This is a genomic window from Luteimonas fraxinea, from assembly GCF_021233355.1.
Taxonomy (GTDB): Bacteria; Pseudomonadota; Gammaproteobacteria; order Xanthomonadales; family Xanthomonadaceae; genus Luteimonas; species Luteimonas fraxinea.
The window spans coordinates 3,918,991-3,930,937 of record NZ_CP089507.1; the positions used below are offsets into that span (position 1 = coordinate 3,918,991).

The 11,947-nt window shown below is 64.4% G+C and carries 12 protein-coding genes; 7 read left to right on the plus strand and 5 right to left on the minus strand.

What is annotated here, in order from left to right:
- Positions 1-39 precede the first annotated feature (39 nt).
- The 3 genes from LU699_RS17860 to LU699_RS17870 are packed head-to-tail and all read left to right on the plus strand — an operon-like array spanning position 40 to position 3,336.
- Positions 40-1,263 carry a CaiB/BaiF CoA transferase family protein gene (locus LU699_RS17860; protein WP_232135125.1) on the plus strand — a complete coding sequence of 408 codons (1,224 nt, stop codon included), beginning with the start codon at positions 40-42 and terminating at the stop codon, positions 1,261-1,263.
- Positions 1,263-2,027 (plus strand): enoyl-CoA hydratase/isomerase family protein, encoded by a 765-nt coding sequence (locus LU699_RS17865; RefSeq protein WP_232135123.1) that lies wholly within the window; start codon positions 1,263-1,265, stop codon positions 2,025-2,027. The genes LU699_RS17860 and LU699_RS17865 overlap by 1 nt, the downstream gene beginning before the upstream one ends.
- Before the next feature lie 37 nt (positions 2,028-2,064).
- The gene (locus LU699_RS17870) at positions 2,065-3,336 is read left to right on the plus strand and encodes a hydroxymethylglutaryl-CoA reductase, degradative (RefSeq protein ID WP_232135121.1); all 1,272 of its coding nucleotides are present in this window, start codon (positions 2,065-2,067) and stop codon (positions 3,334-3,336) included.
- Between the two features lie 280 nt (positions 3,337-3,616).
- Here the strand turns inward: LU699_RS17870 and LU699_RS17875 are convergent, their stop codons facing one another.
- The 4 genes from LU699_RS17875 to LU699_RS17890 all read right to left on the minus strand — a co-directional run bounded on the left by LU699_RS17875 (position 3,617) and on the right by LU699_RS17890 (position 6,812).
- Positions 3,617-4,915, minus strand: a complete 1,299-nt coding sequence (locus tag LU699_RS17875; protein ID WP_232135119.1) for a type II toxin-antitoxin system HipA family toxin — start codon at positions 4,913-4,915, stop codon at positions 3,617-3,619.
- Positions 4,912-5,352, minus strand: coding sequence for a helix-turn-helix transcriptional regulator (locus tag LU699_RS17880; protein WP_232149382.1), 441 nt, complete (start codon positions 5,350-5,352; stop codon positions 4,912-4,914). The genes LU699_RS17875 and LU699_RS17880 overlap by 4 nt, the downstream gene beginning before the upstream one ends.
- A gap of 303 nt (positions 5,353-5,655) precedes the next feature.
- Complete coding sequence (locus tag LU699_RS17885; RefSeq protein ID WP_232135115.1) at positions 5,656-5,937, minus strand: hypothetical protein; 282 nt, start codon at positions 5,935-5,937, stop codon at positions 5,656-5,658.
- Positions 5,934-6,812: an amidohydrolase family protein gene (locus tag LU699_RS17890; protein WP_232135113.1), complete on the minus strand. Its 879-nt coding sequence runs from the start codon at positions 6,810-6,812 to the stop codon at positions 5,934-5,936. Before LU699_RS17890 ends, LU699_RS17885 begins: the two co-directional genes overlap by 4 nt.
- Before the next feature lie 3 nt (positions 6,813-6,815).
- Between LU699_RS17890 and LU699_RS17895 the strand changes: the two genes are divergently transcribed.
- The 3 genes from LU699_RS17895 to LU699_RS17905 all read left to right on the plus strand — a co-directional run bounded on the left by LU699_RS17895 (position 6,816) and on the right by LU699_RS17905 (position 9,077).
- Positions 6,816-8,006, plus strand: coding sequence for an RNA polymerase sigma factor (locus LU699_RS17895; protein ID WP_232135111.1), 1,191 nt, complete (start codon positions 6,816-6,818; stop codon positions 8,004-8,006).
- Positions 8,003-8,563: a hypothetical protein gene (locus LU699_RS17900; protein WP_232135108.1), complete on the plus strand. Its 561-nt coding sequence runs from the start codon at positions 8,003-8,005 to the stop codon at positions 8,561-8,563. The genes LU699_RS17895 and LU699_RS17900 overlap by 4 nt, the downstream gene beginning before the upstream one ends.
- Before the next feature lie 136 nt (positions 8,564-8,699).
- Positions 8,700-9,077: a hypothetical protein gene (locus LU699_RS17905; RefSeq protein WP_232135106.1), complete on the plus strand. Its 378-nt coding sequence runs from the start codon at positions 8,700-8,702 to the stop codon at positions 9,075-9,077.
- Between the two features lie 166 nt (positions 9,078-9,243).
- Here the strand turns inward: LU699_RS17905 and LU699_RS17910 are convergent, their stop codons facing one another.
- Entirely contained in the window at positions 9,244-10,605 is a 1,362-nt protein-coding gene (locus LU699_RS17910) for an FG-GAP repeat domain-containing protein (protein WP_232580318.1), read from the minus strand.
- 169 nt (positions 10,606-10,774) lie between these two features.
- Between LU699_RS17910 and LU699_RS17915 the strand changes: the two genes are divergently transcribed.
- Positions 10,775-11,668, plus strand: coding sequence for a LysR family transcriptional regulator (locus LU699_RS17915; protein WP_232135103.1), 894 nt, complete (start codon positions 10,775-10,777; stop codon positions 11,666-11,668).
- Positions 11,669-11,947 lie beyond the last annotated feature (279 nt).

Sequence of the window (11,947 nt, forward strand, 5' to 3'; positions counted from 1 at the left end):
TGTTGCGCAAGGCGCGGCTGTTGGCGTCGGAGACCGGCTGTGAGCGCGACGCCTGCCCCGCGCCGCGGGCCCCTCGACGGCTTGCTGGTGCTCGACATCACCCGGGTCGTGGCCGGCCCGTATTGCTCGATGATCCTCGCCGACCTGGGCGCGCGCGTGATCAAGATCGAGCATCCATCCGACCCAGACTATGTGCGCGACTTTCCACCGTTCGTGGGCACGGGCGACGACCGCTTCAGCGCGTTCTTCGCCCAGTACAACCGGCGCAAGGAAGGCATCACGCTGAACCTCAAGCATGAAACCGGCCGCGATCTGCTCAAGCAGCTGGTCGCTCGTGCCGACGTGCTGGTCGAGAACTTCCGACCCGGCACCATGGAACGCTTCGGCGTTGGTTACGAGACACTGCGCGCGGAGAATCCGCGACTCGTCTACGCCGCGATCAGCGGTTTCGGTCAGACCGGCCCGAACGCGCTGAAACCGGGCTTCGACAACAGTGGTCAAGCGACAGGCGGACTGTGGTCGATGAACGGATACCCCGACCGGCCGCCCGTACGCGTGGGCACGATCGTCGGTGATGTGTCGGCTACGCTGTTCGCGACGATCGGTGTGCTCGCGGCAGTGCGCGAGGCGGAGCGGACCGGACTCGGCCAGATGGTCGACGTGTCACAACAGGACTCAGTACTCGCGTTGACCGAAAACGCGGTGGTCAAATACACCGTCGACGGCGACATCGCTGGACCACTCGGCAATGCACATCCATTCGTCCGCCCGTACGGCCAGTTTCCTTGCAAGGACGGTCATGTGTTCTTCGGCGGCTACAACGACAAGTTGTGGGCACTGTCATGCCGCACGTTCGGCGCGCCTCACCTGCTCGAGGACCCTGAGATCGACACGATGGCCAAGCGCTTCGTGCCCGAGGTCTACACGCGACGCATCGAACCGGTGATCGAAGACTGGTTCCGCGAGTACACAAAGGCCGAGCTCGAGGCCATGGCCGGGGATGACATACCACTGTGCGCGGTGAAGAACATCCGGGAAGTGGTCGAGGACCCGCACATCGCCGCGCGCGACATGATCGTCGATGTCGAGTACCCGGGAGGTCGCGTCGACATGTTCGGTACACCGATCAAACTCTCACGGACCCACGCGCAGACGCGGGGTCGCGCACCGCGGTTGGGCGAACACAACGCGGAGGTCTATGCCGAATTGCTCGGGCTCGATGCCGACGCGTTGCGGGCGATGACTTCAATGGGAGCCATCTGATGGGAATTGCCTACGACGTCTCCGACGGGATCGCGATGATCCGCTTCAATCGGCCGGACAAGCTCAATGCACTGACGCTGTCGATGTACCGCGAGCTGGGCGATGCCTTCATCGCCGCTCGCGACGATACGCGAGTGCGGGTCGTGATCCTGACCGCCAGCGGCCAGCGGGCGTTCTGCGTGGGTGCCGATCTCGGCGAGTCGATTCCGGCATTGATGGACGACACCTTCGACATCTCGCAGTGGGACGACGCGCATCTGAAGAACCTGCAGCTTTACAAGCCGGTGCTGTGCGCGATCAACGGACTCTGCCTGGGCGGCGGTTTCGAGATCATGCTCGGCACCGATATCCGCATTGCCGCCGACCACGCCAAGTTCGCCCTGCCCGAGCCTTCTCTCGGAATCGTGCCCGCCGGCGGCACGCTGGTGCGGCTGGTCCGGCAGGTGCCGTATGTCCACGCAATGGAGCTGCTGCTCACCGCGAACGGATTCTCCGCGCAGGAGTTGCTGGCCAAGGGCCTGCTGAATCGGGTCGTACCCATCGCCGAACTGATGCCGCAGACGCTCGCGCTGGCGGAACGCATCAAGGCGATGAGTCCAGGCGCGCTGGCGGTGATCAAGGAATCCGTCCAGCGCCTGGTCGACCTGCCCGAGCGTGACGCCTTCGCCGAGGAAGCGCGTCTGGGCCAACGCGCCTTCACCAGTGCCGACGCGCGCCGAGGCCTCGCCGCTTTCGCACAGCGGCAGACGCCGGTGTTCGACTGACCGTCCGCTTGCGGACCGCTTCCCTTCCAGGACTTACATGCACACCACCAGCCGCATCCCGGGCTTCTACAAGCTCGCACCAGACCAGCGTTTCCAGACGATCGTCAAAGCCAGTGGCCTGCAGGCCGAACAGCTGGATGCTCTGCGAGAGCCCGATCCAGACATGGCGGCGATTGCCGACCGCATGATCGAAAACGCAGTCGGCACGATCGCCATTCCGCTTGGCATCGCGGCCAATTTCCTCGTCAATGGCGTGGACTATCTGGTACCGATGGCGACCGAGGAACCGTCCGTGATCGCGGCCGCCAGCAACGCGGCGCTGATCGCCCGTGAGCTCGGGGGATTCCATGCGTCCAGCATGGCGCCGGTGATGATCGCGCAGGTACAGATTCTCGACGTTGCTGATCCCCAGGGTGCGCGTCTGCGTCTGCTCGAAGCACGCGAGGAACTGCTTGCGCTGGCGAATGCGCAGGACCCGTTGCTGGTCCGTCTGGGCGGCGGCGCACGTGACATCCAGGTACGACTTGTCGATGCAGGCCCCGCGCAGTACGTGGTGCTTCATCTGCAGGTTGATGTGCGCGATGCGATGGGCGCCAATGCCGTCAACACGATGGCCGAAGCGCTGGCGCCGCGCATTGCCGAGATCGCGCGCGGCCGCAGCCTCCTGCGAATCCTGTCCAACAAGGCCGACCTGCGTCTGGTACGTGTTCGCGCGGTGTATGACGCCGGCAAACTCGGCGGTGCCGATGTCGTCGATGGCATCGTGGATGCCTACCGGTTCGCGGCCGCGGATTCCTACCGGGCCGCGACCCACAACAAGGGCATCATGAACGGCATCTCTGCCGTCGTGCTGGCGACCGGCAACGACACGCGCGCGATCGAGGCAGGCGCGCATTGCCATGCTTGCCAGAATGGTCGCTACACATCGCTGTCGCACTTCGAGAAGGATGCCGACGGCAATCTCGTCGCCACGTTGGAGCTACCGCTCGCGCTCGGTCTCGTGGGCGGCGCGACGAAGACGCATCCGACCGCGCAAGCAGCGGTAAAGCTGCTGGGTGTCCAGAGCGCCGTGCAGCTTGCCGAAGTCACGGCTGCTGTGGGCCTTGCGCAGAACACCGCAGCGCTGCGCGCACTGGCGACCGAGGGCATACAGCGCGGTCACATGTCGCTGCATGCCCGCAACGTCGCCGTGGCGGCCGGTGCGCAGGTACACGAGATCGCCCCGCTGGTCGAACGCCTGGTCGCGGACGGCCATGTCCGGCAGGACCGCGCGCAGGAGATTCTCGCCGCGCTCCGACGCGGCGAATAATCGGGCCCTGATCAAGCGCGTGAGCAAGAGGCTGGAAGGCGAACGGCCAGAGACTCCGATCGTCTTCATTGGCAGCGACAATCTGGCGAGCCGTCTGATACAGGCTTTGCGCAAACCAGGAGATCAGTTGCGGTAGTCCGCATTCCTGCTCTGCTTGATGATGCTTCGAGGTGTCCGATTCACCTCGAAGTCCAGCGGTCGCTGATGCATTGTGTTGGCTCCTGATGACGTGGCGTCTGTACGCCATGTCCAAACAGCCGAGGCATCTTCGAATCAGACGTTAGAACCGCAGCCTATGCACCGCCCCGACTTGCGCGGCCTGCTGCGTATCCACTCCAGCCTGGCTCGCGAACGTCGCCCAGTCCTCGACCGCAGCCATGACGTCATCCAGCATTTTTCGATCCCGCCCGCGCTTGAGGCTCGCAACCGCAGCGACCGCCTTGAAGTCTTCCAGCGTGAAGCCGTCGCGCTTGCCGTTGACGCGCATCTGGTGACTGGCCGTCCAGTCGCCGTCGGGGTTGTAGCTGTAGCTGATGTCGAACGCAGGGGCCAATGACCACTGGCCCTGCTTGTCCATCAGGAACGCGATGTTCTTGACGTGGTCGTCCTGGTTGCGCGCCACCACGTTGAACAGCATGCGGCGGAACTGCTGCTCGATGGCCGCCATCGGCAAACCAAGTTGCCGGATGACGAGGAAGGCCTGCTCGTAGGAATACGCGCCGGGCAGGTTGTAGTCGAAATGCGCCAGTGCGCCGAGCGACTGCATGTGCAGCTTGCTGCCGTCATCGAGGCGGTCGAAGCGGCGCGTCATGAAGTGGCGGCGTCCGCCCTCTTCCAGCAAGCGGCATTCACTCATGTCGATGCCGGCCGCCTGTGCCATCAGCGCGTAGGCGTATTCGATGGCGCCGTAGCCCTGCGGATCCAGCAGCTCCTTGTCCTTGTTGCCCGCCACGCCGTCGAACTTGAGCAGCCAGTGACTGAAGCCCGGATCGGCCGCCACCTGGCCCGAGCGCACCTCGTTGGTCTCGGCGTTCCAGGAAATCAGCGCCTTCGCACGCGCGCCGCCGGCCGAGGTGCCCACGCGCAGGATGTCCTGCATGGCCTTCTGCCGCGCCGGGCGTTCGAGGCTGGCGTCGAGACCTTCGCGATGGGTGAGGATGTCGGAGGCCAGTCCGACCAGCGCCGCGACGTCCAGCGTGTCGGAACGGCTGGCCTTTGGCCCGCTGACCGGCTTGAATTCCAGCGCGCCCATGCCGCGCGCGCCGGTGTAGCAGAGACGTTCGACGGCATTGAAGCTTTGCGGTGAGCGGCCCTGCATCGCCAACCACTGGTCGATCAGCGCATTGCCGAAGCGGTCCGGCAGGCAGTCGGCCAACAGGCCGGGCAAGCCGTGGAACGTGGGCTGCGCGAGTTCCGGGAAGGTATAGATGCGCGGCTGCAGCGGCATGTGCAGCGGTGAGAGCTCGATGCCGCTACCGAGGAATTCCGGCACGTATTCGAACGCGGCCGTCGTCGCGCCTGCCTGCACCGACACCGCGCCGATCGTCCGGCCCCACAGTTGGACTTCGGCGATCGTCATGTCTCCCAGCTCCAGCTCTTGACCGGCTTCGCCTTGGGCGCCGGGGCATCCTTGCTTGACGCCGATGCGCGCTGGCGTGTGCGGCGCTGCTGACGCAACTGGGCCACGGGGCTGTCGACCGGTTCGGGCACCAGTTGCGCAAGCCGCCCTTCCAGCCCGAGTACCCCGCAGACCCGCAGGAACGTGGACAGCTGCGTGGCCGTGCCCCCCGCCTCCAGGCGTTCGACCGTCCGCTTGGACACGCCTGCCTGCTCGGCCAGTTCCGCCTGGGTGAGGTTGCGCGCCACGCGCAGGGCCGCCAGTCGGCTGCCCAGCTGTGCGAGCGACAGGACGTGATAGCGGTCAGGAGTGTTCATATGTCGTCGAATATGACGATTACCCGTATAAAATGCAAATAAGTCGTCATTAAAGACGATTTGTTTCGTGGCCAACGTCATCTTCAGAAGCCCGCACACATGGGCCGCTATCCAGTTCGGCTAGCACCACCTCGAGCCTGCTCGCCCCGCGCAACAGACCGTAATGTGCACCCAGTCGGGGCTATGAAGTCGATGGTCTCAAGGGCGCTCAGAGAGATCACGCATTTGTAGGTGCGGGAGTTGCCGACGCGGATCATCCGCTGCCAAGCCCATGCGCGCTGGACGTCTCGGCGAAGGTCGCTATGGCCTGGTTGGAAGTGAACCTGGAACCGATATTGATAAGAACGGGCGCCAAGCGGCGCCCGTCTTCCTCCAGGACGCGACTCAGCGCAGCACACGCGCCCGCAGGGTCTGCCAAAGTTGGCGGCGGGCTTCGAATACCCGTAGTCCGAGCAGCGCGGCGCTTAGCCAGACAAGACCTTCAGTGGCGACCGCTGCAACGGTGACCAGCACCAGACGCGCCGTCCTGTCCACGCCTGCGACAAGACCGATGCCAAGTGCGACCCAGGCCAACACGCAAACGACGCCGCCCAGCGCGATCCAGCGCCACGGACGCCTGACCCGGCGTGCAACGCTTGGCGCGGCGCGTTCTTCGCGCGGGCTCATTCGTCACCCCGCAACGTGGCGAGTGCAGCCGAATCGAGATAGCGGCCATCGACGACCACCGCATGTGCCTCACGCGCATGCGCCATATCCTCCAGCGGGTTGTCATCGAGTACCAGCAGATCGGCCTCGTACCCCATCGCGATCCGCCCCAGGCGATCGCCGGCTCCCAATGCATCGGCGGCCTGCCACGTCGCCGCAGCCAGTATCCGGGCGTTCGGCACACCGGCGTCGGCCAGCAGGCGCATCTCGCGATGGAAGCTGACGCCCGGCGCGATCCAGGGATTGCTCATGTCGGTACCGATCGTCATGCGTGCATTGCTCGCGTACAGACGCACGGCCATACGTTGCACCTTCGGCCACACGGCCCGTGCGCGCGCAAAGTCGTTTGGCTCCCAGCCGATCGCGAAGGTGAAGAACGAGGTCCAGTTCTCGAACAGACGCGGATGCGCGTAGCGCCGGGCTTCATCCAGATAAGGGCTGTCTGCCTGGTCCTGCACGAATGCTGCATGGAAGGCGACAAGCGTGGCGTCGAACACGGGCCGGTAGCGCTCGAAGGCCTCGACCATCCGATCAGCTTCTGCGCCTTCGGGATCGAAGCGCTCCCACCACTCGAAGAAACCGAACGTGCCGGGGCGGCGCGCTTCGCGATACGCCTCGACATCTTGTGCGGCAAGTAGATCCGGGCTGATCGGCATCACATGCACGATGCCGTCCAGTCCCATCGGCAACGCGTCCGTCCAAGCTACGTCCTCCAGATGCGCCACTGCCGGCCGGTCATGCGCATGCGCCGCGTCGATACCGGCCTGCAGCAACTCGGGCGTCAGACCCGTGTAGAGCTTGATCCAGTCGGCGCCCGCGTCGACCTGCGCGGCCACGGCATGGCGAACGTCGTCTACCGTCTGGACGCCGGTACCGAGGCCTGGCAGGTCGACATTGTTGAGTACCTTCCCGGCATCGAAACTTTCGGGGCCGGTGACAGTTCCCTCGGCCCGCCGCATGCGATAGCGCATGGCCGCCGCGAGATCGCCTGCGGGATTGCGGATCGTGGTGATGCCGAATCCAACCAGCCGTGCAGCGTTATGGTCGGCAATCGCGTCGTCGGGCAGTGCCTCGATGATCACCTCCTCTCCCTCCCGGCGCACCTCGAGTGGGCCCAGCGTCAGATGTGCGTGCATGTCGATGAGACCAGGCATCAGATAACGGCCATCGAGCGGCACGACGGTGGCACCGCGTCGGCAGTCACGGCTGCCGGCACTCGCGATGCGCGCGATGCGTCCCTGCTCGATCCGGACGCATTGCGCCTTCCCGCTGCGACCCGCTTCGAGGTCGACGATGTGTACCCCGTCAAGCGCCAGTGGCTTCGAAGCCGCATGGAGGGACAGCGCGGGCCCGCAGGCCAGCAGTCCAGTGAGGGACCACGAGATGAGACGATGCATGTTGAAATCCGGTGTGGGTGTACCCGCTTCAGTCGCGCCGTCTACCCGGTTTCTTACGCGCAAACTCGCGAAAACATTTCTGTAAGAAACCGGCGCTCCTCGACGACTGACTATCTGATCCCACCGAATCCGAGTCCGATGCCGCCTTCGTGGTCCCAGGTCAACGCCTTCCATCCGCAACTGTGGCGCGCTGTCTGCGGCTATGAGCTCAACCCCGCGCTGCGCGAAGAACTGATGCAGGAGGTGCTGCTCGCGATCTGGCAGGCCCTGCCGACGCTGCGCGAGCACGACCGGCTACTCCCATTCGTCCTGCGGGTCGCACACAACCTCGGCGCCAGCCATGTGCGCACGGCGACGCGTGCGCCCGCATCGCTGCAGTTGGATCCTGCCCAGCACGACGTGCCAGACCCCGCCACCACCGACGAAGCCGAGCGTGCACGTAGCGAGTGGCTGTTCGAAGCGCTCGTCACGCTGCCGTTGCGCCTGCGGCAACCCTTGATGCTGCAACTGGAAGGCTTCGACTACGGCGAAATCGCCAGCCTGCTTGGCATTTCGCAAGAGAACGTCGGCGTCCGCCTGCATCGGGGCCGCGCCATCCTGAAAACGCTGCTTTCGCAGGAAGACATCGCATGACCGAGTTCGACGACCTGATGCAGTCCGCCTGGCAAACCGCGCGCCCACCGGCCGACAGCGCGGCGCTGGTGGCGAGCGTACATCGCACCCGCTGGCATCAACGGCTTCGGCGGTGCCTCGAGATCGTGCTGACACTCGTCGGAATCGCGCTTCTGACAAGGCCACTGTTCGGGGGCGCGACAACACCTGCGTACTGGCTGGTGATGCCCTTCTTCGTCGCCTACCTGCCCACCGTCTGGTGGCTCCTGCTACGCCAAACGCAGCCATCACCGGCCGACGCCGCACAGAACGTGCGCTCCTACGCGCATACGCGACTAACCCAGTTGCGCGCCGGCCTGCGTGACCTGCGCATCGCCCGTGTTGCCGCATTCGTCCTGCTCGCCTACGCCAGCGTTGCCGCGATCAGTGCATTTGTTGCCGGGGATCCTGCCTGGCAGGCACCGGCCCGGAACCTGCTGGTCTGCGCAGGATTCTGCGTGCTGGGGACACTCTGGCTTTCGCGTTGGCAGGGCCGTGGACGTCTTCGCGAGTACCGGGCGATGCGACGGCTGACGTGAAGCTCCAGCCAAGGCGGTTCGAGCGCGTCCGCTGCTGGCCGAAAGCAGACGTCCGACTGCTCTAAACATCAAGCGCTGCATGCCCCCTGCGTACGGACACTACAATCCGTATCCGATACGAAACCGAGCCGGGACAATGCGCAAGCAGTATCACTTTCGCGAGAGCGAGCGCGGCCTGCTCGCGTGGGATGTTCATCGGTTGATTGAGCTTACGAGGAACGTGGAGCCCTCCGAAGTAGAGCTGTCCGAGATTCGCGAAATCGACGAACCCTACTGGTATGACGCGGACGATTCTCTACCGACGTGTCGAGATCTGATGGAGCACATGCGGTTGGTCGAGGCGACAGACCTTGCCTATCCGATCATCCTTTCACCGGATGGCCGCGTCATGGACGGGATGCATCGTGTGGTCAAAGCTTTGCTGCAGGAGCGGACCACAATCATGGCAACCCGCCTCTCGGTCATGCCCGCGCCCGATTACATAGGTTGTGAGCCGGACGATCTTCCTTACTGATGGTCCAGACGACAGCGGATCCCGAAGACCCCTGCATTCTTGATCAAGCAATTTTGATGGAACACGAGCGATATCCGCTTCCGAACAGAAGCGGACGTTGGACCTGGATGTTTTCTATTTCGATAGAACCGTGACGTAAGCGCCAGTGATTCCCCTCGCGCTGCGATCAGCGCAACTCCACAGGCACACCAGGCTTCAATGCAGGCATCGGTGGCAAGCTGTTCTTGTAGGCGTCGAGGTCGGTCAGCAGAAGGCGTGCCTGCGTGCCCCACCCGCCGATGAAGACATCTGGTTTGCCGTCGCCATCCAGATCGCCCTGACCTGTGTTCCAGCTGCGGCCGACAGTGATACCCGGCACCACTGCGTCTGTGACATCTGTGAACTGACCAGCGCCGTCGTTCTGCCAAGCACGGAGCTGCAGGGGCACGAATCCGGGCACCTGGATCGCGCCGACCAGCAGGTCCGGCGCGCCGTCACCGTTGAAGTCCACCACGGTGCCCGCCCAACTGGAGAATGTATGCGCGGGCAGACGCGCTCCGGTTTCATCGACGAAGCGGCCCTTTCCGTCGTTGATCAGCAACCGCGTCTGTGGATCCTTGTCCCAGCCGAAATTGTTGCTGGTGATGTTGAAGAACAGGATGTCCGGAAGGCCGTCACCGTTGACGTCGGCCACCTGAACTTCGCGCGTCTCCATCGGCACGCGCAGGTCGAGCCGATCTGAGGCATCGGTGAAGCGGCCGCTGCCGTCGTTGAGCAGCAAGCGGTTCGGGTGGGCAGGGCTGGCGAGCACGGCGTCGAGGTGTCCGTCGCCATCCATGTCCGCAAGCACGACGCTTTCGGTCTGGTCGTCGGTGTCAGGCAGATGCGTGGCAGTGGCATCGATGAAGTGGCCGCGATTGCCCGGATCGTTGAGGAACAGAAGATTGCGCGCGCGCACCAGTGGCGCATCCGGACTGTGGCCGGTCTCGCCGGTGCTGCCGACGAAGATGTCCGGAAGACCGTCGCCGTTGACGTCACCGACCGCCAGTCCGTTGCCCTGACTCTGCGCTGGCAGGCGATCACTGGCATCGGTGAAGCCGCCCCGGCCATCGCCAAGCCACAGCTGGTGCATCTCGTCGGACTCGGCAACGAAGACGACATCCATGTGGCCATCTCCATCGAAATCGGCGGCGCGGACGTGTTCGCTATCGTGGATGCGCGTGCCGAATGCGTCGGGCACATAGGTCAGACGGCCGGTACCGTCGTTGCGGTAGAGCCGGTTCACGCCGTACTCGACCGACACCACGACATCGAGGTGCCCGTCGTGATCGACGTCGATGAAGACCGAATCGGTGGCGTGCAGGCTGGGCGCGATCGGCACGTGGGTTGCGGTCGCGTCGACGAAGACCGACGAGGGCGATTCGGGGATCAGGACGAACGCGTCGGTGGCCGGATCGCGGGCCGGCTCCGCATGCGCGGCGCTGGCGCCCACCGCCAGCAGCGAGGCGATCACGGTGGCAACAGGCGTTCGCAGGAGGACTGGCTTCATGGAGATTCGTCGGCATGGAGGATCGCCCACGCTAGCGACCCGTCACGCCTGGACCAAGCCCGTTTCCATACCAGCGCCCATGACGTAACGTCATGTATCTTCAAGCGACATCCCACTTCCAGAGCTGATCGACGGTGAAATTCAGCGCTCTCATGCGGAGAAATCATCAATGATGCAGGACGAGCTGGGCACCCTCGCGGCGTTTGTCGCCGTTGCGGAAGCGCGCAGTTTTACCCGCGCTGCCGGACGCCTGGGCACGTCGCAATCCGCCTTGAGTCATCGCATACGTCGTCTCGAATCCCGGCTGGGCGTGCGTCTGCTCGCTCGGACCACGCGGAGTGTCGCGCCAACTGAAGCCGGCGCACGACTGCTCGAAACACTCGGGCCTGCAATTGCGGATATCCGTGGGCAGCTTGCCGCGTTGACCGAAGACCCGGGGCGTCCATCGGGGACGGTGCGCATTACCTCGGCAGACCACGCGGCCGAAACCATCCTGTGGCCGGCGCTGCATCGTCTGCTGCCGGAGTATCCGGACATCGCGATTCAGGTCGACGTCGAGAACGGGCTGGTGGACATCGTTGTCGCCGGTTACACCGCCGGCATCCGTCTCGGCGGCAACGTGGACAAAGACATGGTGGCGGTGCCGATCGGTCCGCCCGAACCGATCGCGGTGGTCGCATCGCCCACGTATCTGGCGACGCATGCCGCACCTGTCACGCCAAGTGATCTCGCCGACCATTCCTGCATCAACCGCTGGCTGCCATCGTTGGGCGGTTTCCCTGCCTGGGAGTTCGTGGGCGACGGCAGGGCCACACGCACGCGTGTCTCCGGTCGCCTTGCGTTCAACCGCCCGGAACTGATTCTCGAAGCGGCGGTCGCGGGGCATGGACTCGCATACCTGCTGCGTTCGCAATGCGCGTCGATGCTCGCGTCTGGCCAACTGATCGGTGTGCTCGATGACTGGTGTCCGGTCTTGCCCGGCTACCACCTGTACTTTCCGAAGAGCCGGCAGGTCACCCCTGCACTCAGAGTCATCGTAGACGCACTGAAGTACGACCGGTAACGCGTGCCTCGCGTGTTCTCACCTGGGCGACGAAAGGTCCGCAAGCCTTCGGTGCACTGGAACGTGTTGGTGCAGAAGATTCAGACGGTCAGTACAGACTCCTGTGAGCCGTTTCACATAGCTGCAGCAGCTGCATTCATCGATTGATGCGCTCCGGTCATAAGAGCATTCGCGTGCTGCGCGTTCAATCGCCTGCGGCGGGACGATACGATCGAGACCTCTTCCCCGGTGCGCGTTGCTCCTCGGCAACCGAGGGGGAATCAATGCCAGCCCATTGCG